This window comes from Porphyromonas sp. C0026D3, assembly GCF_056590775.1.
In genome coordinates this window covers 78895-104315 of sequence record NZ_JBWPWU010000002.1, presented here as the reverse complement: position 1 = coordinate 104315, position 25421 = coordinate 78895, and the positions used below count along the sequence as shown (strand labels likewise).

At 47.9% G+C, this 25421-nt stretch carries 22 protein-coding genes; 3 read left to right on the top strand and 19 right to left on the bottom strand.

Annotated features, from left to right (window positions below; all coding sequences use genetic code 11):
- Positions 1–43: 43 nt before the first annotated feature.
- The 12 genes from rpoN to AC1EK1_RS01955 all read right to left on the bottom strand — a co-directional run bounded on the left by rpoN (position 44) and on the right by AC1EK1_RS01955 (position 13791).
- Entirely contained in the window at positions 44–1495 is a 1452-nt protein-coding gene (gene rpoN, locus AC1EK1_RS02010) for an RNA polymerase factor sigma-54 (protein WP_480305385.1), read from the bottom strand.
- The gene (locus AC1EK1_RS02005; protein ID WP_480305383.1) at positions 1482–2504 is read right to left on the bottom strand and encodes an FAD:protein FMN transferase; all 1023 of its coding nucleotides are present in this window, start codon (positions 2502–2504) and stop codon (positions 1482–1484) included. Before AC1EK1_RS02005 ends, rpoN begins: the two co-directional genes overlap by 14 nt.
- 2 nt (positions 2505–2506) lie before the next feature.
- Positions 2507–3484 carry a glycosyltransferase family 2 protein gene (locus AC1EK1_RS02000; protein ID WP_480305381.1) on the bottom strand — a complete coding sequence of 326 codons (978 nt, stop codon included), beginning with the start codon at positions 3482–3484 and terminating at the stop codon, positions 2507–2509.
- Positions 3481–4029, bottom strand: a complete 549-nt coding sequence (locus AC1EK1_RS01995; protein WP_480305380.1) for a DUF4199 domain-containing protein — start codon at positions 4027–4029, stop codon at positions 3481–3483. The genes AC1EK1_RS02000 and AC1EK1_RS01995 overlap by 4 nt, the downstream gene beginning before the upstream one ends.
- A 431-nt stretch (positions 4030–4460) precedes the next feature.
- Positions 4461–7478, bottom strand: a complete 3018-nt coding sequence (gene secDF / locus AC1EK1_RS01990; RefSeq protein WP_480305379.1) for a protein translocase subunit SecDF — start codon at positions 7476–7478, stop codon at positions 4461–4463.
- A 152-nt stretch (positions 7479–7630) separates the two neighbouring features.
- Positions 7631–8455, bottom strand: a complete 825-nt coding sequence (locus AC1EK1_RS01985) for a hypothetical protein (RefSeq protein WP_480305378.1) — start codon at positions 8453–8455, stop codon at positions 7631–7633.
- Between the two features lie 323 nt (positions 8456–8778).
- Positions 8779–9126, bottom strand: coding sequence for a 50S ribosomal protein L20 (gene rplT / locus AC1EK1_RS01980; RefSeq protein ID WP_480305377.1), 348 nt, complete (start codon positions 9124–9126; stop codon positions 8779–8781).
- A 128-nt stretch (positions 9127–9254) separates the two neighbouring features.
- A complete protein-coding gene (rpmI, locus tag AC1EK1_RS01975; RefSeq protein WP_480305376.1) occupies positions 9255–9449 on the bottom strand; it encodes a 50S ribosomal protein L35 in 195 nt (64 codons plus the stop codon).
- A gap of 76 nt (positions 9450–9525) precedes the next feature.
- Positions 9526–10095 (bottom strand): translation initiation factor IF-3, encoded by a 570-nt coding sequence (gene infC / locus AC1EK1_RS01970; protein ID WP_480305375.1) that lies wholly within the window; start codon positions 10093–10095, stop codon positions 9526–9528.
- 98 nt (positions 10096–10193) lie between these two features.
- Positions 10194–12170: a threonine--tRNA ligase gene (thrS, locus tag AC1EK1_RS01965; RefSeq protein ID WP_480305373.1), complete on the bottom strand. Its 1977-nt coding sequence runs from the start codon at positions 12168–12170 to the stop codon at positions 10194–10196.
- Positions 12171–12335: 165 nt separating this feature from the next.
- Entirely contained in the window at positions 12336–12833 is a 498-nt protein-coding gene (locus AC1EK1_RS01960; protein ID WP_480305372.1) for a hypothetical protein, read from the bottom strand.
- 391 nt (positions 12834–13224) lie between these two features.
- Positions 13225–13791 (bottom strand): type IV toxin-antitoxin system AbiEi family antitoxin domain-containing protein, encoded by a 567-nt coding sequence (locus tag AC1EK1_RS01955; protein WP_480305371.1) that lies wholly within the window; start codon positions 13789–13791, stop codon positions 13225–13227.
- Positions 13792–13975: 184 nt separating this feature from the next.
- On the opposite strand from AC1EK1_RS01955, the gene AC1EK1_RS01950 reads away from it, so the two are divergent.
- The 3 genes from AC1EK1_RS01950 to AC1EK1_RS01940 all read left to right on the top strand — a co-directional run bounded on the left by AC1EK1_RS01950 (position 13976) and on the right by AC1EK1_RS01940 (position 16328).
- Positions 13976–14593, top strand: a complete 618-nt coding sequence (locus AC1EK1_RS01950; protein ID WP_480305370.1) for a type IV toxin-antitoxin system AbiEi family antitoxin domain-containing protein — start codon at positions 13976–13978, stop codon at positions 14591–14593.
- Positions 14594–14847: 254 nt separating this feature from the next.
- The gene (locus AC1EK1_RS01945; RefSeq protein ID WP_480305369.1) at positions 14848–15813 is read left to right on the top strand and encodes a helix-turn-helix transcriptional regulator; all 966 of its coding nucleotides are present in this window, start codon (positions 14848–14850) and stop codon (positions 15811–15813) included.
- On the top strand, positions 15813–16328 hold the full coding sequence (locus AC1EK1_RS01940; RefSeq protein WP_480305368.1) for a 3'-5' exonuclease: 516 nt from the start codon (positions 15813–15815) through the stop codon (positions 16326–16328). Before AC1EK1_RS01945 ends, AC1EK1_RS01940 begins: the two co-directional genes overlap by 1 nt.
- 44 nt (positions 16329–16372) lie before the next feature.
- Here AC1EK1_RS01940 and AC1EK1_RS01935 read toward each other — a convergent pair whose 3' ends face one another.
- From AC1EK1_RS01935 to AC1EK1_RS01905, 7 genes are all read right to left on the bottom strand, one after another.
- Positions 16373–18853, bottom strand: coding sequence for an alpha/beta hydrolase family protein (locus AC1EK1_RS01935; protein WP_480305367.1), 2481 nt, complete (start codon positions 18851–18853; stop codon positions 16373–16375).
- Positions 18850–19638 carry a 4-(cytidine 5'-diphospho)-2-C-methyl-D-erythritol kinase gene (gene ispE, locus AC1EK1_RS01930; RefSeq protein WP_480305365.1) on the bottom strand — a complete coding sequence of 263 codons (789 nt, stop codon included), beginning with the start codon at positions 19636–19638 and terminating at the stop codon, positions 18850–18852. Before ispE ends, AC1EK1_RS01935 begins: the two co-directional genes overlap by 4 nt.
- A complete protein-coding gene (gene nfo, locus AC1EK1_RS01925; protein WP_480305363.1) occupies positions 19635–20489 on the bottom strand; it encodes a deoxyribonuclease IV in 855 nt (284 codons plus the stop codon). The genes ispE and nfo overlap by 4 nt, the downstream gene beginning before the upstream one ends.
- Positions 20486–22219, bottom strand: a complete 1734-nt coding sequence (locus AC1EK1_RS01920; protein ID WP_480305589.1) for an alpha-L-fucosidase — start codon at positions 22217–22219, stop codon at positions 20486–20488. The genes nfo and AC1EK1_RS01920 overlap by 4 nt, the downstream gene beginning before the upstream one ends.
- A gap of 53 nt (positions 22220–22272) precedes the next feature.
- Positions 22273–23130 (bottom strand): CPBP family intramembrane glutamic endopeptidase, encoded by an 858-nt coding sequence (locus tag AC1EK1_RS01915; protein ID WP_480305362.1) that lies wholly within the window; start codon positions 23128–23130, stop codon positions 22273–22275.
- A gap of 406 nt (positions 23131–23536) precedes the next feature.
- Positions 23537–24487, bottom strand: a complete 951-nt coding sequence (locus AC1EK1_RS01910) for an NAD-dependent epimerase/dehydratase family protein (protein ID WP_480305361.1) — start codon at positions 24485–24487, stop codon at positions 23537–23539.
- Between the two features lie 33 nt (positions 24488–24520).
- Positions 24521–25411: an MlaD family protein gene (locus tag AC1EK1_RS01905; protein ID WP_480305360.1), complete on the bottom strand. Its 891-nt coding sequence runs from the start codon at positions 25409–25411 to the stop codon at positions 24521–24523.
- Positions 25412–25421: the final 10 nt, after the last annotated feature.

The following is a 25421-nucleotide window of genomic DNA, read 5'->3' as shown; positions in this document are numbered from 1 at the left end:
GTATTATGTGATGGTTTTTTGCTTCGCCTTGTTACAAACAAAGTTATATTTCTTTTCTGAGTCTTGCAATAGGCAGACTGAGTTGATCTCTATATTTTGCGATAGTCCTGCGCGCCACCGTTATCCCCTCTTTTTTGAGCTCGGCTCGGATCTCTTCGTCCGAGAGTGGTGTGCGCTTATCCTCCTTCTCAATGATGTGGCTGATGAGGTCTCGAACATGATGGGTGGAAATCTCCTCTCCGGAGTCGGTGACTGTAGCGTCGGCAAAGAAATATTTGAGAGGAAAGGTCCCATAGTCTGTCAAAACATATTTGGTGGATGTGACCCGAGATATTGTACTGATGTCGTATCCTGTCCGATCTGCAACATCTTTGAGGATCATGGGGCGTAAGTAGCGAGCATCGCCTGTAAGAAAAAACTCCCGCTGGATATCAACGATGGTGAGCATGGTGTTCATTAGTGCATTTTCTCGAAGTTTGAGCATCTGCACAAATGACTTTGCGTCCTCGATTTTTTGCCTCACAAATCGCCCTGTTTCTCGTTCTTCTTTAGGCAGTGTCCGAAGGTCTCCGGTGTACTCTTGCATGTTTTCCTGAAAGGTCCTATTGATCCTGACCTGAGGAATGTCGCCATAGAAAAGAGTGACCTTGAGGTCACCGTCCTGCTCGGTCACTTCAAAGTCGGGGATGACGGTCTGCAGTGTCTCTGTGAGTTTTGTCTCAAAGTCACGGCCGGGCGATGGGTTGAGTGACGTGATGAGGCTGACAGCGTCTCGCAGTGCATCGTCGGATACTCCGAGGTTGGACATTAGTAGCTCATACCGCCTTTTTGCAAAGTCTTCAAAGTGATTGGAGACAAGTTCTGTCGCCAGTCGAGTGGTCGGCGTGTCATCCTTGCGACTGAGTTGTAGCAAAAGGCACTCCTGGAGATCGGTTGCAAATGCTCCTGCCGGGTCTAGAGTCCGGAGTGTCTTGAGGATATGCTGTAGCTTGTCAGTGGTGACTTCGACCCCTTGGTAGATGGCCAGATCGTCAATCAGACCCTCCGTTGTTCGCCTCAGATATCCGTCGTCATCAAGGCTGCCGATGATGAACTTGGCAATCTCTTGCTCTTCCTCATTGAGAGAGGTGAGGGGAAGTTGGTCCAAGAGTGTTTCTTGGAGTGATGGCTCTTCGGCAAATGGTATTTCGCTAGCCGGAGTCCGATACTTCTCGTATTTGTCAAGGGTGGTATCCGGGACATCATCTTCGCTGGCATAGTCGCCTAGTACCAGTTCGCTCTCAGTGATGTTTGGCTCGTCGTCGTCTCGGGGCCGTTCTTCGGCGTAGTCGCAACCCTCCTCAAGTGCCGGGTTTTCTTCCAGCTCGCGCTTGATTCGTTGCGAGAGGTCAGTGATGGGCATGGTGACCATGCTCATCAGCTGTACCTGATGAGCGGAGAGCTTCTGTGACTGACGGAGCTTTTGGGTTCCGAATGACTCTTTACGGTTCATCATCAATGGCACTGACATTTAGTCCGTTGTCGTAGCTCACAAGTTGGCCTGCATTGTCAGCGTAGATGAAAAGGACACGGAGCTGTGGCTGTGTGGTGAGTACCTTTTTGCTTTGTTCGAGACCGATGGACATAAATGCTGTTGCCCATGCGTCAGCTTCCATGCAGGTCGGGGCTACTACCGTTGCGCTCAATATGTCTTTGTGTGCCGGGTACCCTGTGGTCACATCAATGGTGTGAGCTACTTTTTTTCCATCAAGAATCTTGTGGTTTCGGTAGTCTCCACTCGAAGCGAGCCCGGTTTTTTCACAAAGTTCGACTTTGTACGCAAGGTCGTCACTGTCTTCCGATGTGTTATCCTCAGAGGGCTTGCTTATGCCCACGGTCCAGCATTTTCCATTGGGGTTCTTGCCTTTGCATACGATCTCTCCTCCAATCTCGACCATATAGTTTTCGACCCCATATTCCTCCAGTGTCTTAGCCACAAGATCGGTAACGTAGCCTTTGGATATAGAGCTGGGGTTGATGATGAGTCGTGGGTCATCTTTTGTGAGACGGTTGTTGATGGTGTCGAGGTGTATTTTGGTATATCCGACAAAGGACATTACACTGTCCACCTCTTCTTGGGTCGCCATACTATTCACGCCCTTGCGAGTCCCAAACCCCCATAGATCAAAAAGTGGTGCTCCGGTGATGTCATAAGCCCCATCCGTAGCCTTGCTGATTTCCACAGCTTTTACGACAATATCTTTGAGCATAGGGTGTAGGGAGTCGGTCTCGTTTCGATTCCACTTGGACGCATAGGCTTCGGGGTCAAAAACATTGAGCTCGGCATTGAAGGCACTCATTGTCGAGTCTATCACCTCCGTGAGAGGCGTGGTCGCCTCATACGTAATGTGGTAGTAGGTATGGAATCGCTCCCCGCTTTCTTTGAAGTATTGTTGGCTTTTGTTGCTACATGCCCCAAGAATAAGGGGCAAGGCAAGTATAAAGAGTGACTGTGGACGTATCATATTTATATTTCGTCGACAAAAATGTACTTATTTCGTGTCTTGGACTGCCTAGACAGTAGTTCGCCAATGAACCCCGCCAAAAACAACTGGACACCCAAAACAATGGATAGAATGCAGAGGTAAAAGTAGGGTAGGTCGGTTACCAAGCGTGCAGGTATACCTTGAGAGAGGCAGATGTACTTGTGCAGAAGGATGGCAAACAAGGCTATGAAGCCCAATACGAACATGAGACTGCCCCACAGCCCAAAGATATGCATAGGCTTGCGACCATATTTGCCGACAAACCAGAGGACAAGGAGGTCAAGGTAGCCATTGATGAAACGGTTGAGACCAAACTTGGTCTTGCCGTACTTCCTTGGGTAATGATGAACCACCTTCTCTCCAATCTTGCCAAATCCGGCTAGCTTGGACATATAGGGAAGAAAGCGGTGCATGTCGTTGTAGACCTCAAGGTTTTTGACCACATGGTAGCTATAGCTCTTGAGACCGCAGTTGAAGTCATGAAGCGGAATCCCGGAGAAGAGTCGGACTGTGGCATTGAACAGTCTGGTGGGGATTGTTTTGCTCAGAGGATCGTACCTCTTTTTTTTCCATCCACTTACGAGGTCATATCCCTCTTCGTCGATCATGCGGTAGAGGTCCGGTATTTCATCGGGCGAGTCTTGTAAATCTGCATCCATCGTAATGACCACCCGCCCTCTGCTCTTCCGGAACCCCACATGAAGTCCTGGAGACTTGCCATAGTTTTGGCAAAATCGTACTGCACGTATGTGTTCATCGCTTTTTGCAAGCTCCGCAATGACATCCCATGATCCATCGGTACTGCCATCATCAATGAGGAGTAGCTCATACGAGATACCCATCTTTTGGACCACTTGTGTTACCCACTTGTATAGCTCCGGGAGGGACTCGACTTCGTTGTAGAGAGGGATAAGTACAGTCAGATCAAGCTCAGGTAGATAGGAGTGCTTTTGCTTCATGGGCGCTTTACGAAAATAGCGGCAATGTAAATGTAGATCATTCCCAAAAAGAGGGAAAATGTGGTCATCTGCACCGTCATGCTTCTCGGTGTCAACTGACTAATGGACAGCAGGAGTTGGTTCTTTACTTCTGGGTCGTCTTTGAATAGGATCATAGTCATATTTGCACTTTGATCAATGGCTTGTGCAAAGGAGGGTGACTGGAATAAAAAATAAAAAACCACAAAGTAGGTGACGGCAGAGATCAGATTAGCAAATAGGTAGGTCCAAAGCATAAAGTTCACTGCCTGAATATAGCGAATCTCTCCGCCGTGGTATTGGTCTCGGTGCCGGTTGGCATAGACGACCAGTAGGATAGGGATCGCTACGAAGCTGGCAAGGTAGATAAGGCTGCCTATGAGTCCACTTGCGAAAAGCAAGAGTGAGAGGGCTTGTAGTACAAATACAAGTCCAATCTTTGCCCCGGCATTCATGGACTCCTGAAAAAAGAGACGCCGACTTAGTTTGGGCAAGGTTGATTGGTTGTTTGTCTCCGGTTGTTCCATTGTTGTTCCTTTTGTGGTTAAAGATACAATTTTTTCCTGACCTCTTGCGGACTTTGCCCAATAGGAATAGAGCGAAACTGATTGCGAATGGACTTTCCTCGGAAGACCTTAATCCTCAAAATCTCCACTTTTTAGCCTCGTTTTTTGCTATTTTCGGGAAGCCTTGTAACTGTCAGTGAATCAGCCCATTGTTGAGGACCTTGAGTTTCACGGATAGAAACGACCGGTTTCACGGATAGAAGCGAAACTTTTCACGGGTAGAAGCGAATGCTTAGACGGATAGAAGAAAAATGGCGTCTGGATTTAGAGATTCCTTGGATGTTGGATCTGCTCTGTTGTATGTGGGGACTTCTTCGCTCAAAACAGCAGGAGGGTGTGCCAAAACAGAGTTTTGACACACCCTCCTAAAGAAATTGTGGAAATAAAAATCCTTATTTGATAGCCTCCTTTTTGGCAAACTTGCGTGAGTTGATCAGGTAGGCTATAGGAGTCGCAACAAATAGTGTACTAAACACACCAAATACAATACCTATGATGATGGCAAAGGTAAAGCTCCTCATGCTGGCACCTCCGAAGAAGAATATGATGAGGACAACGAGTAGGGTACTGGTCGTGGTGTTGACGGTACGTGACAGAGTCGTGTTTAGTGCATCGTTGAAGACCTTGCGACGATCTCCATTGGGGTAGAGACCAAGTTCTTCGCGAATTCGGTCAAATACGACAATGGTATCGTTGATAGAATAACCAATGATCGCAAGGACTGCCGCTACAAAGTTTTGGTCAATCTCCAGAGTAAAAGGCATGACCTTCCAGAGTAGGGCATACAGTGCAAAAATGCTGAGCGAGGTAAATGTCACTGACGCAAAAGCACCTACACTGAAGGCAATATCCCTAAAGCGAATCAAGATGTATACGGCCATCACGATCAAAGAGAAGATCACGGCAATGACTGCTCCGGTCTTGATGTCATCTGCCATAGAGGCACCTACTTTTTGTGAGCTTTGTACGTTGTCTTTGATGAAAGTATCAAAGGTGGTACCATTTGCTAGCAATGGTGTCAATGCCTCATACAGCTTTTGCTCAATCTCTGCATCTACTTCTGGGGTGTTTTCCTCTACCTTGTAGTTGGTGGAGATACGTACCTGATCGGTAGTGGAAATAGTAATGACTGTGACTTGCCCATTGAAGGACTCACTGAGGAGATCGGTTACCTCATTAGTTGTCACAGGTTGGTCAAATTTTACAACATAGTTGCGTCCTCCGGTGAAGTCGATACCAGATTTTAGCCCGACAGTGGCAGTTGCGATGCCCCCAAGTACGAGTACAGTCACAGCCAACGCAAAGCCTTTTTTGCGATTGCCCACAAAGTTGATTTTGGAATCGACTAGGAAGTTTTTGGAGAGTGACGTGGTGAAGGTGGTGTTCTCCATCTTTCCGCGCTTAGCATACGACTCAAAGAAGAGACGTGTCAAGAATACCGCAGTGAGGAACGAGCAGATCAGACCTATGATAAGGGTCGTCGCAAACCCGCGAATGGGGCCTGTACCGAAATAGTACAAGATAATACCGGTGAGGATCGTTGTCACGTTTGAGTCAATGATCGCCGATAGTGCGTTGCCATAACCCTCTTCTATAGATTTTTGGATGGACTTGCCTTTTGCTAGCTCCTCCTTGATTCGCTCAAAGATTAGGACGTTGGCATCGACAGCCATACCCAGAGTCAGCACCATACCTGCAATGCCAGCCAGCGTAAGGACTGCGTGAAGAGAGGCTAGGATCCCAAGGGTGAGGAAGAGGTTTAGTACGAGTGCGACATCGGCTACCAATCCCGGTAAGAATCCATAGATGATGCACATGTAGATCATTAGCAGGATCAAGGCGACGATGAACGAAATAATACCTGCTTTGATCGCCTCTTGTCCCAGTGTCGGTCCTACGACATCCTCCTGTACTATCCGCACTGATGCGGCCATCTTTCCAGAGTTGAGCGTATTGGCAAGGTCATTGGCCTCATCCACGGTAAAGTGTCCACTGATGCTGGATACGCCATTAGGTATCTCATTTTGGACATTGGGTGCAGAGTACACCACATCATCCAGGACAATAGCAATGGGGCGTTTTATGTTTTCTTTGGTGAGACGAGCCCATTCTTTGGTTCCTTCGGAGTTCATAGTCATGGTGACTTTTACCTCCTGACGTCCTTGGATGTTCTCTATCGTGCTCTCGGAGTTGGTTACGACCTCCCCTGCTAGAGCTGCTTGCCCATCACGTCGTGTGGACTTGATAGCATATAGCTCAAAGGTATTGGAGCCCGGTGTCGCTTCCTTTACGCCCCATAGGAGTTTCAGGTTGCGTGGCAGGATTTCCTTTACCTTCGGAAGGTTCAGAAGTGAGTCCACTTTGTGCATGTCGCTGGCTTTGGCATATCCTACGATTGCCGATGGAGCTAGCTGACCTTGGTATACATTGGGTTGAAGTAGGGCAAAGAGTGGATTCTCCTTGGCAAACGCACCTTTGTTGGCCTCGTTAGCCTCGGTGGCAAGTGGTTGTTGATCAGCAGTCACTTCGTCCACAAGTGCGGTCAATTCGTTGTCTACCGTTGCTGAGTCGGTCTCAGTGGCTTTGTCCTCTGTGGTTGCATCTTGAGCCTCATCGGTAGTGCTAGCGCTTACTCCTGTTTCTTGGGTGCTCATGGTAGCCAAGAGTTGGTTGGCACGACTTAGGTGCTCGTACACCTCCGGCAATAGATAGGTCTCCCAGAACTCTAGGTTTGCACTACCTTGGAGGAGCTTACGCACACGCTCCGGCTCCGTGATACCGGGCAGTTCGACAAGGATGCGATCGCTACCTTCAAGTTTTTGTATGTTGGGTGCGACAACTCCAAATCGGTCAATACGGTTACGGAGTACCTTGTGAGAGCTTTCGATGGCTTCTTTTAGTTTAGCGCGTAGTACCTTTTCCACTTCGGCGTCGCTACTGTTGGTGGAGATCTTGTCCTTCATGTCAAGAGTCCCAAACACCGCAGAGAGTCGTGCTCCCGGATCTATGGAGTGAAACTCATCGATAAATAGGGTGATGAAGTCCTTCGTAGAGCGATCCTGCTTGGCTACAGCGTTTTCCAACGCTTGTCTGAATGTAGGATCTTGGCTGTGTCCTGAGAGGTTGTCGATTACCTCCGAGGCATTGAGCTCTAATACCACGTTCATACCGCCTTTGAGGTCCAATCCTAGACCAATCTCGTTTTGGCGTACCTCCTTGAGGGTGTAGCCAAGCCAAACCTTTTCGCTGGACAGTGAGTCAAGGTATGCGATCTCCTTGTTTACATCTCCACCGGCATACTGTTTGGCTTTTTTGCCATAGTAGGACGATACAAGTGTAAACGAAAGGTAGAACGCACAGATAACTACCAAAATGATAGCTGTCCACTTTACTAAACCTTTGTTTTGCATCTGTTTAAATGATAATCTTATTGCTTATTTGTATATCTCCTGTCTTGATACCACAAAAACCACCTCTGTCGGTGGAGTGAGTGGTTGCTATTGCGCAAATATACTTAAAAAATAGGACCCACCGCTCTATCGCTCTTGCTCTCTGCTTGAGCTTATCTCTGTGCTGCCCCGGCTAGGTGTGAGAGGATGATCTCTACCTCTTTGTCCATTCGAGGAACTGCCACGCAGTGGTACTTGCTGAATGCTGTGCTCAGCATCACCAAGTGCATCTGCTTTATGTTGAGCCCATAGCTTTGCTCGAGGATGTACCGGTATAGATTTTGTTGTAGGCAACCTATAGTGAAAGGGGTTGAGGAGAGGTGTTCTAGACCATTTATTCCATTTTGGTGTGGATTGTAGGTGTTGGGCTCAAAGTCATACCCGTTTTCTTTCCCCATCCGCTTTGAGCGTTTCCAGTCAAAGAGGACAAAGTCTCCGTTGTGATTCTTGGCGAGTAGGTCAAGTGTTCCAGCCAAGTGGTGTTCGTCGTTGTACACTTTCCACTCTGTCCGAAAAGGAATAGGGCGCACATCGTAGACAAAATCGTCAAAGTATCTGAGTTCATCTGAGATGTTTAGGTCTAGGACTTCGTTCGGGCCGATCGGGAGTTCAAAGCCTTGTTCAATAGGACGACCGTTGAATTTATTTTCAATCTGCTTATGCATGAATGTCCCTAGGTTACGCGCAATCTGCCCATTGCGTTCCCACTCTTTGATCACATCATCCTGGGAGCGTCCCTCCCTGAGGGATTTTTGCAATGACCATGAGTCAATGTCAAATTGCGGGAAAAACGTAGAGACCACATTCGTAACAGAGTGGAGCGGACAGGGGTTGTTCGCCAAGGTGTACGTGTGGGTGGCGGAGTCAAAGTCTAAAAACTTATCCCGTTCAAAGGTGTTTTGCTGATTAAAGTCTGTAGGACTTTTGGTGGTATTCATCGGGTGGGTTTTGGTGTAAAATCTTTGTCGCACCTAGCTCTCGCATGCGACAGCGTCCACAAAGGTATTATTTATCCATCAGTTGTACAAACTAAAGACGGCCGATAAATACTTAGCTGTGACTGCATCGATAGATTTATATTCGTCAACGCACCGGAGAGCAGCACTTGAGTAGCACTGTGAAGGGAGCTATGCTTGCTTACAGGGCTGACTGACTAGAAGGCATGGGGGGATAAAGAAACAAGGGGGGTGTCAAAATCGCAGTTTTGACACCCCACTTGTTGTGTGTTGAGGTCAGGGGATAATCCTGATACCTATTCCGATCAAGCGCGTGCCTGATCCACAATAGCCTTGAATGCCTCCGGGTGGTTCATCGCTAGGTCAGCAAGTACCTTGCGGTTGATTTCAATGCCCTTGGCGTGCAACAGACCCATTAGCTTGGAGTAAGAAAGTCCCTCTTGTCTTGCCGCTGCGTTGATACGCTGGATCCACAAAGAACGGAAATTGCGCTTTTTGGCTTTCCTGTCGCGGTAGGCATAGGACAGCCCCTTTTCCCATGTGTTTTTTGCTACAGTCCACACGTTTTTGCGTGCACCATAGTATCCACGGGTAAGCTTCATTATCTTCTTTCTTCTAGCTCTGGATGCTACGTGATTAACTGATCTTGCCATTTTGTTTAATTCTTTTGGGTGTAAGCGATGGCTACGTTACGAGTCACCATACTTGCGAGCTATCACCCTGTTATAAAAATCATTAAGGTTTTACTTACTTTAGTCTTAGGCCCTTTGTCCTAGAATACTTACATCGCTAGAAGCTTTTTGATCCGTGCCTCATCAACTTTGTGTACAAGACCGCTGTTGGTTAGGCGACGCTTCTGCTTTTTGGTCTTCTTGGTTAGGATGTGACTTTTGTAAGCATGCTTGCGCTTGATTTTACCTGATCCGGTGAGAGTGAACCTCTTCTTAGCACCGGGATTAGTCTTCATCTTTGGCATTTTCGTCGAAGTGTTAGTTTATAAAAAATATTGAATGTGTGTCGCAATATGTTTCTGTGCGCCGTGAGTAGTTGGTTTACTTCTTTTTGGCGATTCCTTTTTTAGGAGAGAAAAGCATGGACATACGCTTTCCCTCTAGTGTGGGCATCTGCTCTACTTGTGCATAGGACTCAAGGTCGCTGGCAAATCTCAGAAGCAATAGTTCGCCCTGATCTTTGAATATGATGGAGCGTCCTCTGAAGAATACATAGGCCTTGACTTTGTTACCATCTTCCAAAAAGCCCATAGCGTGCTTGAGCTTAAAGTTGTAGTCGTGGTCATCTGTCCTAGGTCCAAAGCGTACTTCCTTGACCGTTGTCTGGACTTGATTGGCCTTTCGTTCTTTTGCCTTCTTCTTTTGCTGGTATAGAAACTTTTGGTAGTCTAGGACTTTACATACAGGGGGCTCTGCTGTCGCTGCGATCTCAACTAGGTCTAGTTGTTGATCTTCTGCAATTTTGAGCGCTTCTTGTATGGAGTATATACCTTGCTCCACATTTTCTCCTACCAGACGCACTTCTCGAGCACGTATTTGGTTGTTGACCCTGTTCTGCTGTTCTTGATCTTTGATGCTAGGGGAGGTGCTCCGTTTTCTCCGTATGGCCATTCAGTCCTGTGTTGTGCTAGTGTATAGTTCTGTATCTGTTGTTGTCTCTTACTTTTCTTCTCTTCTTTTTGCAAATACCCGAAATGTGCGAAGTGGTGTTACTTGGTTTTGTCGTTTTCGTACTGCCAAGCATTCATCTGCGCATCTACCTCATCTAATATTTGCTGTGCAAAGGTACCAATTTCTTTCGAACCTTGATCGCCTTCGCCCTGCATTCTTATCGAAACAGTGCCTTCATTGGCTTCTTTTTCGCCTACGATGAGCATGTAGGGGATCTTCATTAGTTCGTTGTCGCGGATCTTTCGGCCCACTTTTTCTCCGCGGTCATCTACTTTGACACGAATGTCCTTCTTGATCAATTCACTTGCTACGCGGTATGCGTAGTCATTGAATTTCTCAGATATTGGGAGAATAACCACTTGGTCAGGAGCAAGCCATAGCGGGAACTTGCCTGCTGTGTGCTCAATCAGTACTGCCACAAACCTCTCCAGGGAGCCAAAGGGAGCTCTGTGGATCATGACAGGCCGGTGCTTTTTGTTGTCCTCTCCGGTGTATTCCAGCTCAAAGCGCTCTGGGAGGTTGTAGTCCACTTGTATGGTCCCAAGTTGCCACTTTCGTCCCAGTGCATCTTTGACCATAAAGTCTAGTTTTGGGCCATAAAAAGCAGCTTCACCATATTCAATCACTGTCTTGAGGTTGGTTTCTGCGCAGGCTTCGATGATTGCTCGCTCTGCCTTCTCCCAATTCTCCTCGGAGCCAATGTATTTACTGTGATCATTTTGGTCGCGGAGGGAGATCTGTGCTTCGTAGTTTTTGAAGTCAAGGGCTTTGAAAATAATGAAGATGATCTCCATTACTTTTTTGAACTCCTCCTTGATCTGGTCTGGACGACAAAAAAGGTGTGCGTCATCCTGCGTAAAGCCTCGCACACGAGTCAGTCCATGTAGCTCACCACTCTGCTCGTAGCGGTACACGGTTCCAAACTCTGCTATCCGGACCGGCAGGTCTCGATAGGAGTGAGGAGTTGCCTTGTAGACTTCACAGTGGTGGGGACAGTTCATCGGCTTGAGCATGAATTCCTCCCCCTCCTGAGGAGTTTTTATCGGCTGAAATGAGTCTTTGCCGTACTTGGCATAGTGTCCGGAGGTGACATAGAGCTGTTTGCTGCCGATGTGTGGGGTGATTACTTGCTGGTAGCCATAGCGTTTTTGGATTCGCTTGAGGTAGTCCTCCAGCTGCAGACGAAGCTGTGTCCCTCTAGGTAGCCATAGGGGAAGCCCCGAGCCTACATTTTCGGAAAAGGTGAATAGCTCAAGCTCTTTGCCGATCTTGCGGTGGTCTCGTTTTTTGGCTTCCTCGACCATCTCAAGGTATTCATCAAGCATTTTCTTTTTGGGAAATGTGATCCCATATACTCGGGTGAGCTGCTGACGATGCTCATCTCCCCGCCAGTACGCTCCTGCGACACTGGTTAGCTTTACGGCTTTGATTAGTCCCGTATTGGGGATGTGTGGTCCACGACATAGGTCTGTGAAGTCTCCCAGAGTGTACGTGGTTATGTGCCCATCTTCCAGACCTTCGATCAGTTCTTTCTTGTACTGGTCACCCTTTTGGTCCCAAAAGTAGTGAAGTGCATCGGCCTTGGAGATGTCTTTGCGGATCAAAGGTGCCTTGTCAGCTGCAAGTCTGCACATCCGCTTTTCGAGATCCTCTAGGTCGGTCTCCTTGAGTTGTACTCCTTCCCCTAGGTCCACATCGTAGTAAAAGCCATTTTCTATCGCCGGGCCGATTCCGAATTTCACTCCGGGGTACTTCTCTTGCAGCGCCTCTGCCAAAAGGTGTGCACTCGTGTGCCAAAAGGTCTTTTTTGCTTCCGGATCCTCCCACTTGTGTAGCTTTATGGATGCGTTTTCGTTGATGGGGCGCATCAGGTCGTAGACCTCGCCATTGATACTTGCGCAGTAGACTTCTTTGGCTAGTCGTGGGCTTATGTTCTCTGCTATTTCCAGAGCCGTAATGCCTTTGGGGTATTGCTGCTCGGAACCGTCGGGTAACGTTATCGTAATATCTGCCATTTTACTGTTTTTCGCTCTATTTGTTCGTTTCGACAAAGTTACCTATTTTTCTGTAGTATCTTGTCAAATTTACTTTTGGCCGGCATTGGGTATTTCCAAAAGTGAGGGTGAGCCCCAGGACTCACCCTCACTTTTGGTGTTGTGCAAATTGCTGTGTGGCGGTTCTTAGAACTTGAATGACGCACCTATATTCAGCACAGAGAGTCCGTATCCGGTCTCGGCGAATACACCGATATTGGGTTGAAACATATAGCGTACACCTACATGAATGGATGGGTACAACCAGTTTCTGTACGTTGTTGAGTCACCGATGTGTGTTTGCGAAAATCCCACGAAGAGTGCTGTATAGGTGTCTAGGTTGGGAATAAAGTGGTAGTGCAATCCCACCTTTGGGCCGACTTGAAAAACACTAGCCCCCTCCATTACAGAGGTGCCCAGATAGCCGCCAATTGTGAGTGCGCTTTTTTCGTCCCACAGATTATCCAGCCAACCATATTCGTAGTTTCCGCTGAGCGTAAAAGCCGGGCTGCTGAAGGTTGTCGGATTCAGGCCTACACCTACGCTTGCGATACTTGTTCCTTGCTCTATGACATTTTGTGCATTTGCTCCTAGTCCAAAAAGGCAGAGTGCGATGGTTGCAAGAGCTGTTCTGAATTTTTGCATAATTAGTAAATGTGATTCTGTTGTGAAAACTTTCTTCGCCGATCCTTAAATATCGGTCTAGGCTTCTTGTCCGCAAAGATAGCTAAAACACAAAACAACAAAAATGTGAATCAATGTGGACTTGTCCTATCCATCTGAGCGATCGCTTCTATCCGTGAAAAGTTTCGCTTCTATCCGTGAAAACTTTTGCTTCTATCCGTGAAATCAATTCCCTTGTGTAATCGTTTGGTTACCTGTTGTTTGCAAATATGCAAATTTGGTGCTGAAAACAGGGCTCATCCGTAGGATTTTGGAGGAGTTTTTACCTCCGACAAAAGCCCTCCCAAAGCATTTGCCTGATTGCCGAATGGAGTGTATTCGGTGGAACTATTGTACGGAGGTGATATCCCTCTCACAATGACAAGATGGATGAAATGCGCTTTGCCAATGATTTGTTGTCGTAGATGGGAAGTAGGTCTAGGACTTTTTGGACATTTATCGGGGCGATATTCTCATAGGTTCGCCATTTGTCGACATAGCACAAGTCTAGAAATGCACGCTCCACAGTAGCGATGGTGTAATGAGGGTTGATGATCTTGCCTTTCTTGTTGATTAAAATCGAAGTGGCCAGTTTCCGAAACAAAAACACTTCACCTGTAGGGTTATAAATAATTTTGGGTTGGTAGGAGGCGAGTGTAATGGAGTTGTCGTATTGAAAGATAACCCCATGCTTTCTCAGAACCGTTTCCATAGATATGTAGGATGGCGCTTGAATCTTGCAAGCAAACTCCAGTGGGTCGTATGATGGCAGGGCATACACCCCTTGCCTTAACCTTAAGAGCTCACCCTCCAATACTAAGCGTGATAATCGATTAGGCAACGCAGACGCAACGATGACCCCATACGTAAGGAGCCTTATCTCTTGGGTGCTAAATACAGTCTTTCCAGACCTATACAGTATGCCTATTAGTGTTTTCATGGCACAAACGTAAGTTGAAATTACCAAATGTGCAAATTTCAGCTCAAATAATAGAGGCTGTTCGCCCTGTATGTAGAAGAAAAGTTGTGTCTGGGCCTATCCCTTTAGTAGGATATTGAAATGGCTATTTTGTTTCTGATGTTTTGTACTTTTGCTAAGTAATAGAAACAAAAAGTTCTTGAAGATGAATATCCATGAATTTACAAAGAGAGTGGTGCCTGGAGAGCCATTTACGATCCATCAAGCTCGGGCTGCCGCTCCCGAGGTAGCACCAAGTACGCTTACAAGGTGGATACAAGCAGGATACATCATTCGGCTTAGGAGAGGGCTGTATGCTTTTCCGGATGATGCACAAAAGCCGGGAGCTTATTTACGATTTTCCAATCTAATCTACCAACCCTCGTATGTGAGTACCCATACGGCGCTCTCTTTCTATGGTTTTATTCCCGAGGGGGTGGTTCAGATGACAGCAGTCTCTCCACGGAAGACCATCTCTTTCAGCAATGCTTTGGGGTACTATGTATATCAGACTCTTTCTGAGAGAGGTTTTTGGGGCTGGGATTATCTTCCCGAAGGAGATTCCGGCTCATATCTGCTGATTGCACCTCCGGAGAAGGCCTTGCTGGATCTACTGTGGCTCAATACGCAATATCGTACAGAGTCAGATTATCTCAATTTGCGTTTGGATTGTGATTTGATGCAAACGGATTTTGACCGAGAGAGGTTTCTAGCCCATGCCGAACGATTTGAGAGCCCAACACTTCTGGAGCGCGCCAAGCAATTGATCCACGCTTATGAATAAAGGAGAACTGCCTGTTTTGGGGCAAACAATCAGCCTTTTTTATTGAAGACTCCTATCATAAGAGTCTTTCGTGAAAATAAGGGCATAGTGTAGTAGCTTTTGTCAGAGAAAACGACAAGCAATACCGTCCTAACTCTACCACACTGGGAGTGCAACAAGGGATAGTATAGAAACAAAATAATCTTGATACTTGTGCCATGGAATGGCACAGCCAATTTCTTATCTTTGTGTCAAGTAAAATAAAGAAATAGGTTATGGCTAATATTTTAGGAAGATATGTTTGGTTGATAGAGCAATTTCGGCAGTATGGACGACTTACTTTTGAGGAGATCAGTCGCCACTGGGAGGATAGCGGCTTGAGCTATGGCGACCCTCTCCCGAAGCGAACCTTTCACAACCATCGTGAGGCAATCTTTGATATCTTTCAGGTGGAGATCCTATGCGATCCCAAGGATGGGTATCGCTACTACATTGATAGCCCCGAAGAGCTTGAGGGGGATAACCTCCGTAGCTGGCTCCTAGACTCCTACACGGCTCTCAATCAGATCCAGGCCGACAGTAAGCTACAAGGGCGGATCCTCTTTGAGCATGTACCATCGGGCCGAAAGTGGTTGCGCACCATAACCGAAGCGATGCGACAGAACAAGGTGTTGCAGATCACCCATCAAGGGTTTGGCAAGCAGGAGCCAACGAGCTTTGATGCTGAGCCCTATTACCTCAAGGTGTCGAATCGTAGGTGGTACCTCCTCGCCCGTAGCCCCTATTACTCAGACCTCAATCAGCGGCGGAATCAAGAGGATGGGGGGAGCCGACCTAAGGATGTCTATCAAGTTTATGCACTGGATCGTATCTTGGAGTGTGAACCTTTGGAGCAGAGCTTTGAGATGGATCCCGATTTCGATATAGAGACCTACTACCGGGGCTGTTGTGGGGTGATTCATTCGGGTGAGGAGCCGGTGCAAGTGCTTCTCAAGGCCTATGGACATGGGGCTGACTACCTCCGTACATTGCCACTCCACCAGTCGCAAAAGGAGGTACCCTCAGATCGTCAAGGGGTGGCTTGTTTTGAGCTAGAGGTGTGTCCCACCTACGATCTCTACCAAGCACTGCTCGCATTGGGCGACCAGGTGGAGGTGCTACGGCCTCAGTCGGTAAGAGAGGTTATGGCTAATTTTGCCAAGAATGTCAATGATTACTACCAGCCTACAATCGCAAAGTGATGGGCCCATTGAACTTTATAGCTATAGACTTTGAGACAGCAACAGGCCGACGTGACTCCATCTGTGAAATGGGGATCTGCCTAGTCCGCAACGGTGAGGTGACCGAGACACGCTCCTGGCTGGTGCGACCGGAGGGGAATCGCTACAGCTACTGGAATACGCAGTGCCACGGTATTACTCCCGAAGACACAGAGACCGCTCCAGCCTTTCCGGAAGTATGGCGTGAGATGGAGACGATCTACCTAGGTGAGGTCAATACCTTAGTTGCTCACAATGCCCCTTTTGATCGTAGTTGTCTGGAGCGATCAGCAGAGCTCTATCAGCTCAGGTTGCCTGATCTGAATTGGATTTGCACCCTCCGATACGCACGCCAAATCTACTCATTTGGATGCAACACGTTGGCTTCTCTCTGCCAGCAACTCTCTATCCCCGAGGGACAACACCACCGAGCCGGTGATGATGCCGAGATGTGTGCCCGCCTTTACCTCCGTATGCGACAAGATAGTAGCAGATAAAAGTGTGATCTAGTGCCACTTCCTGCGACCATTTGGCGAAAAAGTCACAAATGAATCTCCGGGTATAGGTGATCCCACCATGAGGGGTCACCCTTTAGCCATTTTTGGAACCATGCCATAGTTGTCTGCATCCATTTCCGCTGTTGTTGCAAGTCGGTGATATGGTGGTCTTGACCATATACTCGGACCAACTCTACCTCTTTGTTGAGAATCTTGAGTGCATTGTACATCTGTACACTTTCTCCATACGGCACATTGGTGTCGCTGTCTCCGTGTAGGAGGAGTAGGGGAGTGTTGATTTTGTCGGCACTGAAGAGAGGGCTCTGCTCGGTATAGAGCTTGGGGTTGTTCCAAGGATAGCTGTGTGCACTTGCAACGGTACTATATCCTACTCCCCATGTTCCTTGCCCCCAGTATGAGGTGATGTTGGAGATCCCGGCATGGCTCATGGCGGCTGCAAAGAGATCTGTCTGGGTCAAAAGATACTGGGTCATGAACCCTCCATAGCTGGCACCAAAGCAACCTATCTTGGTTGTGTCCACAAAGTTTTTTTCTTGGCAAAACCCCTTGACTGCTGATATAATATCATCCGCAGTCGGATCTCCCCATGCATTGACATGCCTAGAGGCATACTCTTGTCCCCATCCTGTCGTTCCACTCGGGTTGAGCACGAGGACTACATAGTCTTGCGCAGCATACATGGGCGCAGAGTAGTACCAGCTAAACATCCTGCTTGAGGGTGATGTGCCACCATAGTAGTAGACTATTAGGGGGTATTTTTTATCGGCCGAAAAGGTAGGCGGTAGGTAAAATCGCCCCGGCACTGTCTCGCCACCTGACTTGGTGTATTTCCACGCATGTACTTCGCCCAGACGGATGTTTTTTAGACGATCTCCGGCTAGATCGTAGAGGCATCGGTTGTCGAGGTATAGTCGCTCCGAGTTGTTGGCACTCTCCCCGGAGTAAGCTATGTGATGAAGGTCTCTGCTTGTCGTGAATGAGCGGATGTTTTCCTCTGCAGTCGGTAGAAGCTTGATCTTGCCACAGGAGAGATCAAGTAGGTATAGGCGTATGTAGTCCTCGTCCTCGGCTTTTAGGATGGCTTGGTAGGTGTCTGGGGAGGTCCGGATATCTACTATATTGGGGGCAAAGTCTTTGGTTAGGGGTTGTGTGTGACGGGTCTTTCGGTTGTACAAAAAGAGCTGCGTGTCGAATCCATTGGCTATTTTCCCATCCGGTAGGTTGCGCCCAATACCACCAAAAGCATCGGCATCTCCCAATACCAGGAGCATCTCCGGACGAGAGGTATATAGGATGCCTGATATATGTGAGTCTTGCGAAAATAGAGTGTCTGCCTGCATTGTCTGCAGGTCTGTGGCGATATAATCTGTGATGGCGAATGGACTATCATCGACACGTGAGGGGCTGGAGTAGATAATCTCCTTGCTGTCCGGCGCTATTGCTTGGAGGTAGGTGCTACGGTATCCATAGGTGATGGGATAAAAAGCCCCCGTATGTAGATCAAATGAGTAGAGAAATGAGCGGTCGCGTGAAGAGTCTGATCCTTGATGATCATCTCGATTGAGTACACGCTCTACGGTATTGTCTCTTTGTGGCCCTTTTGTGAGTTGGGTAAAGATAATAGTCTTGCTATTGGGGGCCATGACGAATGAGCCATCAGGAATGGACTCAATAAGCGTATCCGATGACAAATGCTCTGGATCAATCGTGACGAGCGCTCTTCCTGTATTGGTCTCTCTGGCTTGCAACAAGCGGTCTTCGGAGGGCATCCATTTTGCGAAACGAAGTTCGTCGGGAAGTACTGCAATGGGCTTTTCTCCTTTGTACATTATACCGCTGTACGAGTACTGATCCTTGATGACGTCACTCATCCATACGACCATATATTTCCCACTGGGTGAGATGTCTACGCTGTTGATCTTTCGCCCCGTTTGTGTAAACTCCATACTCATGTAGGCTTCTGAGTCCGTGCGAAGTCGGAGGGTGCTGTTTGCACCGACCTTTGGAGCCAAGCTCAGGCGCAAACTTTGCGGTGAGTTTGTGATGATACGTAGTGCTAGGTTGTGCCCAACCGATGGCGTGAGGCTTAGTGTATGCGACTGAGGACCCGGTGTGGAGTCGATACACCTCCCAATCTCTAGGCCATCCAGTGTGATAAGGTAGGGGGCTGTACACTCTACAATGAGCGAAACTTCTTCGTAGCGAGTAGTGACTAGCGAAAGTTGTATGGTATGAATAGCGTTTGCCCCTAGGGCAATGTCACCATCCACCGATGCAGTCTTGGTCTCCAGTAGTGGCTGATCGACCTGTAGGGTGGGGAACTTTGCCAACAGCATAAAAGGATCATACTTTTTGCCATAAAGATTGATGCTGTCGTTGAGTACAGGCCCGTCCAACAATGGCTGACTAAGGGTGCGGTATGAATGTACGGGTATGGTGTCTGTTTGTGCGTATACTGCGGTGCAAAGTAGTCCTGCTATAATCGTCAATATGTGGCATCTCATAGTCTGATGGTCTTGGTTTTTTCGTTGTGAATGTCCAATGGTGTTCGGCTAATCCCATACATTGCGGATCCGGATCCGCTGAGGGAAGCAAAGAGTGCTCCTGCCTCATAGAGTGTTTCTTTGATTTCTGCGAGGACGGGATAGGTGGAAAAGAGGCTTTTTTCAAAATCATTGTGGATCCACGCCTTCCACTCGGATATCGGTCGGCGGAGTGAAACCCGTAGGTCCTCATCGGGCTGTGCTATGATGACTCCGGCATATGCCTCTCGTGTGGAGATATGAAGGCCGGGAAAAACAAGTGTCAAATAGTAGCCTGTCAGATCCAATGGAAAGGGCTCCAAGATTTCTCCAATACCTTCCCCAATGTGTGGACTGTCTTTGAGAAAAAAAGGACAATCGGCACCAATACTGCTTGCTAGAGTGTGCATAGTCCTATCATCCATGCCAAGCTCAAAGAGACTATTCAGCATCTTTATTGTAGCAGTGGCATCGGAGGAGCCACCTCCCAGTCCGGAGCCCATTGGGATCCGTTTGCGCAGGAAAACAGTGATAGCCGGCAAGGATGGAAAGTAACGTTGTACAGCTCGGTAGGCCTTGATGACAAGGTTATCTTCCGGTATCTGTGCCGTGCCGTCCCACTGCATTTCTTGCTCAGAGGGGATGATCTCAAGGGCATCATATAGTGGGATTTTCACAAATAAGGTCTGAAGGTCATGGTATCCGTCGGGACGTTTGCCGGTGACCCTCAGACCTATGTTGATCTTAGCGGGTGGAAAAGTGATCATGCGTCTTTGACAAAACTTCGTAGCATTGCTATCTCTTCGGGCCAGCGATCCGGATCAGGTGTCTCCAGTATGATGGGTATGTGGTCTGTCCGCTTGTCATTGACCAGCGTCTCAAAAAGCGTCATTCCAATGTACCCTTCTCCAAGAGAAGCATGCCTATCCACCTTGCTTCCAAGTTCCTTCTTGGAGTCATTGAGGTGTATGCCTCGTAGATACTCAAGCCCAATGATCTCATCAAGCTCCTTCATTGTCCTACGATATCCCTCGGCTGTGCTGATGTCATAGCCTGCCGCAAAGGCGTGTGCGGTGTCAATGCAGACGCCAATCCGACTTTTGTCATCCACTTGGTCTATGATCTCTGCTAGGTGTTCGAAGCGGTATCCAAGGTTTGTCCCCTGCCCGGCGGTGTTTTCAAGTACCGCAACCACACCTTTTGTACGTTCGAGGGCAATGTTTATCCCCTCAGCTATCCGAGCAAGACAGTCTTGCTCGGATATTTTGTTGAGGTGACTACCGGGGTGGAGGTTCAGCAGCTTGAGACCCAGGAGTTCGCAACGCTTCATCTCATCGTTGAATGCGTGGCGACTTTTTTTCGTCATTTCCGGGTCCGGTGATCCTAGGTTGATCAAGTAGCTGTCGTGAGGGAGTATGTACTCCGGTGAAAACCCCAGCTTTTGGATGTTTTCTTGAAACTCTTCAATGTCCTTGTCCTCAAGAGGCTTGGGAAACCACTGCCGCTGATTTCGAGTAAATAGCGCAAAGGCATTGGCTCCAATTTTTTCGGCATTGATTGGTGCATTTTGCACTCCTCCGGAGGCTGATACGTGTGCCCCGATGTATTTTTTTCTCATTTGTCGGTATAGAAGCCTATTTGGCCTTGTTCGGGCATGACGGTTGTGCCACTGTTGTTTGTGAATCGGAGAAGGACCTCACCAGACACTTTCTTTTGGAAAGGAATGTATTGGGGGATGGGGTTGTTCTTGATGTTACCAAACTCTCCAGAGACCAGAGTGTGTCCGTCTTGAACCAGTTCGTAGTTGGTGATTGTGTTTTCGCTGTTTGGGAAAAAGCAGAATCCATCAGCGTCTTTCGTAAGGATTGTCTTCGTGAATCCGTCTTGCCCTTTGCACAGTTGCCAGTCTTCTTCCGGCTTCAGCACATTCACAGTCTCAGCATCTGAGGAGCTTCCTAGGGTGGGGCGCTTGTAAGCCCCAAGCATTAGCTCTGTGACAGGACCTCGTACGCTTGTGAGGGTTACTCTTAGCTTTTCGGCTTGGATTGGTGAGTCGGTGAGGAGGATTCTTTTGTAGCCTATTGTTGTTCCCTCTGCTACTTTTTCCCAGGCACCGTTTGCATATGCTTCTACAATAAAGTTCTCTACTCTTTGACCCTTTGTGATGTCTTCTTGCAACATGATGGCATCAAAGGGTTGGGATGCGTCCAAGTTGATTGTAGCCATTTGGTCGGCAACCTTTGCCCATCCTTCGTCTACCGATACTCTGCTCTCGTTGAATGCTTTTACATACTTCCCAAAAGCTTTTATTTGAGCCACATCTTTGGCATCTAGCAGTCCATTGCGATCGGGTGGAATATTGAGCAGCAGGCTAGAGTTCATCCCTACCGACTGGAAGTAAATGTCCACTAAGTGCTCTACGCTCTTGGGGTTTTCGTTTTCGTGGAAAAACCATCCCGGACGTATGGATACATCCACCTCACTAGGGTACCAAAACATTTCCTGAGCTTGTTCGACCATCTTTCTACTGCCTAGGTCTTTGGTTTGTGCGTTGATCCCCATTCGCTTTTCGATCTCTTGGGAGCGTTTGAGAGCACTTGGTGGAAGGATCGTTGAGCTCCACTCGGTCGCACGACCTAGTCCACTCTCGTTGCCTACCCAGCGCACCTCGGTACCCATGATGGCAGTGACGGCATCCGGCTGGAGACGACGAATGGTACTCAGGACTGCATCCCAGTCGTACTCTTGCTTTTTGCCATTGGGGCCTTCGCCGTTTGCTCCATCAAACCACACTTCGTCCACTTTTCCATAGTTGGTTAGGAGTTCTGTCAATTGCTGGACGTATACTTTGTTGTATGCTTCACCGGAGCCATATGTGGGGTGATTCCTATCCCATGGAGATAGGTACAAGCCTAGCTTCATGCCATATTTTTTGCAAGACTGTGCCAGATCCGCCACCACATCTCCTTTGCCCTCTCTCCATGCGGATGAGGCTACGGAGTGGGAGGTTGTGGCTGTGGGCCAGAGACAAAAACCGTCGTGGTGCTTAGCTGTGAGTATGATCATCTTGAATCCGGCATCCTTGAGGGTGCTGACCCATTGGTCTGTGTCTAGGTTGACGGGGTTAAAGACATTTGGGTCCTCTGTCCCATCGCCCCATTCTCGATTAGTGAATGTATTGACTCCAAAATGGATGAACGCTGTCAATTCGAGCTGTTGCCACTGCAGTTGTTGGGGCGAAGGAATGAGGCGAGAGGCCATATCGAGCTTTTGATCAAGCGTGGCTCCTTCTGGAAAAGTAAGGTGTTGCTCATAGTAGGTCACTTTTTTACCGGACGAGCAGGCCATGAGCCCTCCGCTAAACAGAAGGATGGCTAATGCGTTCTTTAATACGTTCATTTTCATAGGTCTGTTTGGTTTTTTAGACGGTTGAATATTCTAATGGTGATCCAAATGCATGCGACAGAGGCGATGCTGTATAGGATGATTTCGATGGGGGAAAAATCCGGGTGTTGTAGGGTTGTCCATCCACTCAGCAATGCTAGATAGACGATGAGATTGTTGGCAACGTGGATACAGATAGCTGTTGGTATCCCTCTGTAGACTGCAGTGTACCCAAGAATCAGCCCCAAAAAGATACGGGGAAGCACCCCACTCCACTCTAGATGAATTACCCCAAATAGGACTGCTACCAGACCAACACTCAAGTGGATTGACTTGCTCTTGGCCAGCATCCAGCCCTGAATGGCTCCTCTGAAAAAGTACTCTTCGGCAACTGGGGCAATAACGCAAATTGCCAATAAGGCTAGTGCGATGTCAAGCGAGCCTCGTGAGGTGATGAGAAGTTTTGTGGTGGCGGCTATGTCGGTCTCAAGTGCCTGCAACATAGCGGGAGCGGGGAGTAGCCCCATGACCCATGTGAAAAAAACACAGACAGGCTGTGCCAGGAGCACTAGGAGGAGGGTGAGCCCTAGGTCTGATAGGGTAATGCTTGGTTGGACAAGGTGTATGAACGGCTTTTGTCGCTGAACTTTTTGGTAGGCAACGATTACCATTGGTGGTACCATGAAGACCAAAAGGCCTGTGAGGATCTGTGCGATCTGTATACGCCTGACCGGGTCATATATCGTTAGATCCAAAATAGGGCCAACGAGTGTCCCCGACACCCAAGTCATCAGACACACGACCCCTACCAGGAGTACCATTTGTCCGAGAGTGACGGGCGAGTCCGTATTGTAGCTTTTTGAAATCTTCCCCATATTTAATAGAAGCAATTTACGCAAATATAATGAAAAAAAGGGTCTTTTACCCCACCTAATTCGGCTGACTGTTTTCCATTGGAGTTCTCAAGAAAATGGGTAAAATACGGAAAAAAGGAGCTTTTTGGGGAAAATAAAAAGGCTCCTTTGGAGGTGCTGATAATCAGGTGTTTGCAGAGGACTTTGAGTTTCACGGATAGAAGCATTTGCTTTCACGGATAGAAGCAAAAGTTTTCACGGATAGAAGCAATCGCTTAGACGGACAGAAGAAAAAAATGAGCCTTTTTTGAAAACAAAAAGCCGAGCAGATTTTGGTGCAGAAAAACATAAGTGGAGGGGGTGTGTCAAAGGTAATTTTGACACACCCCCTCCGGTGTTATTGAACTCTTAGGCAAGTATCAGTTATTTACTTTAGTCTTTTGGAGAGTTTGGCAAGCATGTCGCGCGTCATGCTGTCTAGGTCGTATGTTGGCTTCCAGTCCCACTCAGCACGGGCGCAACTGTCGTCTAGAGAATTGGGCCATGAGTCCGCAATTTGTTGTCTCAAGTCATCAATCTCATAGGTCATTGTAAAGCTTGGCATCTCCTTCTTGATGGCAGCGTAGATCATGTCCGGCTCAAAACTCATGGAGGCGATATTGAATGAGTTCCGGTGTTTTAGTCTAGTCGGATCTGCCTCCATCAATTGGACCATCGCATGGAGTGCATCGGGCATGTACATCATATCCATATAGGTGCCGGCCTTGATGGGGCAGACAAAACTACCCTCTTGGATTGCTTTGTAGTAGATGTCTACGGCATAGTCGGTTGTTCCTCCTCCGGGTAGTGCGACGTTGGATATTAGCCCAGGAAATCGTACCGACCTTGTGTCCACGCCAAAACGTTTGTGATAGTAGTCGCCGAGTAGCTCTCCCGAGACTTTGGTGACACCGTACATAGTCTGTGGACGCTGTATGGTGTCTTGTGGTGTCTTGTCCTTGGGAGTTCCCGGACCAAAAGCTCCTATAGAGCTGGGGGTAAATACCGCACACCCTTTTTCCCGAGCCACCTCTAGTACATTGAATAGGCCACCCAGTCCGATGTGCCATGCCAGCTGAGGCTTTGCCTCTGCTACTGCAGAGAGTAGTGCGGCTAGGTTGTAGATGGTGTCAATCTCATACTTTTCTACGGTATCAGCGATCTGTTGGGCGTTTGTGATGTCCACGACTTCGGCAGGACCACTCTCGAGAAGTTCTTTTTTGGGCGGAGCTGCCGGGATGTAGCCGGCCACTACATTTCCGTCGTAGAGATTTCGTAGGTGCATGGTGAGCTCTGTACCGATTTGTCCGGTAGAACCGATGATGAGGATATTTTTCATTTTTTTTGATGTTTTGTGGATGGTAAACCGATCTTAAAAAATAGAAATCTTGACGTATCGTTTTGGATTTTTCTTGATGTCTGTCATTAAGCTATCTGCAGACTCGATAGTCCGCTGTAGTTGGAAATACATGGTAGAGTCATTGAGTAGTCGCCCCAGTGTCCCATTGGTTTGATCTAGTTCGGCTGTGGCTTTTTGGAGGTTGGTGACGACAAGCTTGAAGTCTTGTATTGTACCCTCAATATCAGATGCTTGTATGGCGCCCGCCACATTGTGTAGCGATTGTGTGGTAGCATCTATGTTGTCAACAATTGTCGGTAGCTTGTGTCGCATGAGGTTGTTGAGCTGGTGCGATGCTTGTCGAATATTTTGGGCCGAGGTATTGATTTCTGTGAGTGTCTCCGGGATGGTAGGGTCCGATACTATAGTATTTAGCTTGGAGATGAGTGTGTCCATATTGGCAATCATCACGGAGATGTTGGGGACGATTTCGCTTTCCAGCCTAGAGAGGAGTCCGATGGTGTTGAGAGACTGGATGGTGTCTCCTGACTGTAGCATGGACTGGGAGTTCCCTACCTTTAGTTTGAGCTGTGCCCCTCCAAAAGGATTGACGTACACTTCTGCAGAGGTGTCGATCGGAAGTTTCAGATTTCGGTCTAGTGACAGCGTGGCAATAGATTTGGACATGCCGGAGTAGTCGAATTGAATATCGCTGACATGCCCGACTCTGTATCCGTTGAGGGTGACTGATGATGATCTGCCGAGCCCATTGGTATCGTTGAGGGTGACATAGTACGTATGGGAGCGACTAAAGATGTTTTTCCCTTTGAGATAATTGATACCGAAGAAAAAGAGTCCGGCCGTGATGATGGTCACAAGCCCGATTTTGAACACTTGGGAGCTATTGCTGTTTTTGGGTTTCATAGGGTGTCCT

What these genes read in the sequence shown, in the direction of transcription:
- rpoN (WP_480305385.1), bottom strand. Translation starts at nt 1,495, where the DNA reads ATGATGAACCGTAAAGAGTCATTCGGAACCCAAAAGCTCCGTCAGTCA.
- AC1EK1_RS02005 (WP_480305383.1), bottom strand. Translation starts at nt 2,504, where the DNA reads ATGATACGTCCACAGTCACTCTTTATACTTGCCTTGCCCCTTATTCTT.
- AC1EK1_RS02000 (WP_480305381.1), bottom strand. Translation starts at nt 3,484, where the DNA reads ATGAAGCAAAAGCACTCCTATCTACCTGAGCTTGATCTGACTGTACTT.
- AC1EK1_RS01995 (WP_480305380.1), bottom strand. Translation starts at nt 4,029, where the DNA reads ATGGAACAACCGGAGACAAACAACCAATCAACCTTGCCCAAACTAAGT.
- secDF (WP_480305379.1), bottom strand. Translation starts at nt 7,478, where the DNA reads ATGCAAAACAAAGGTTTAGTAAAGTGGACAGCTATCATTTTGGTAGTT.
- AC1EK1_RS01985 (WP_480305378.1), bottom strand. Translation starts at nt 8,455, where the DNA reads ATGAATACCACCAAAAGTCCTACAGACTTTAATCAGCAAAACACCTTT.
- rplT (WP_480305377.1), bottom strand. Translation starts at nt 9,126, where the DNA reads ATGGCAAGATCAGTTAATCACGTAGCATCCAGAGCTAGAAGAAAGAAG.
- rpmI (WP_480305376.1), bottom strand. Translation starts at nt 9,449, where the DNA reads ATGCCAAAGATGAAGACTAATCCCGGTGCTAAGAAGAGGTTCACTCTC.
- infC (WP_480305375.1), bottom strand. Translation starts at nt 10,095, where the DNA reads ATGGCCATACGGAGAAAACGGAGCACCTCCCCTAGCATCAAAGATCAA.
- thrS (WP_480305373.1), bottom strand. Translation starts at nt 12,170, where the DNA reads ATGGCAGATATTACGATAACGTTACCCGACGGTTCCGAGCAGCAATAC.
- AC1EK1_RS01960 (WP_480305372.1), bottom strand. Translation starts at nt 12,833, where the DNA reads ATGCAAAAATTCAGAACAGCTCTTGCAACCATCGCACTCTGCCTTTTT.
- AC1EK1_RS01955 (WP_480305371.1), bottom strand. Translation starts at nt 13,791, where the DNA reads ATGAAAACACTAATAGGCATACTGTATAGGTCTGGAAAGACTGTATTT.
- AC1EK1_RS01950 (WP_480305370.1), top strand. Translation starts at nt 13,976, where the DNA reads ATGAATATCCATGAATTTACAAAGAGAGTGGTGCCTGGAGAGCCATTT.
- AC1EK1_RS01945 (WP_480305369.1), top strand. Translation starts at nt 14,848, where the DNA reads ATGGCTAATATTTTAGGAAGATATGTTTGGTTGATAGAGCAATTTCGG.
- AC1EK1_RS01940 (WP_480305368.1), top strand. Translation starts at nt 15,813, where the DNA reads ATGGGCCCATTGAACTTTATAGCTATAGACTTTGAGACAGCAACAGGC.
- AC1EK1_RS01935 (WP_480305367.1), bottom strand. Translation starts at nt 18,853, where the DNA reads ATGAGATGCCACATATTGACGATTATAGCAGGACTACTTTGCACCGCA.
- ispE (WP_480305365.1), bottom strand. Translation starts at nt 19,638, where the DNA reads ATGATCACTTTTCCACCCGCTAAGATCAACATAGGTCTGAGGGTCACC.
- nfo (WP_480305363.1), bottom strand. Translation starts at nt 20,489, where the DNA reads ATGAGAAAAAAATACATCGGGGCACACGTATCAGCCTCCGGAGGAGTG.
- AC1EK1_RS01920 (WP_480305589.1), bottom strand. Translation starts at nt 22,219, where the DNA reads ATGGCCTGCTCGTCCGGTAAAAAAGTGACCTACTATGAGCAACACCTT.
- AC1EK1_RS01915 (WP_480305362.1), bottom strand. Translation starts at nt 23,130, where the DNA reads ATGGGGAAGATTTCAAAAAGCTACAATACGGACTCGCCCGTCACTCTC.
- AC1EK1_RS01910 (WP_480305361.1), bottom strand. Translation starts at nt 24,487, where the DNA reads ATGAAAAATATCCTCATCATCGGTTCTACCGGACAAATCGGTACAGAG.
- AC1EK1_RS01905 (WP_480305360.1), bottom strand. Translation starts at nt 25,411, where the DNA reads ATGAAACCCAAAAACAGCAATAGCTCCCAAGTGTTCAAAATCGGGCTT.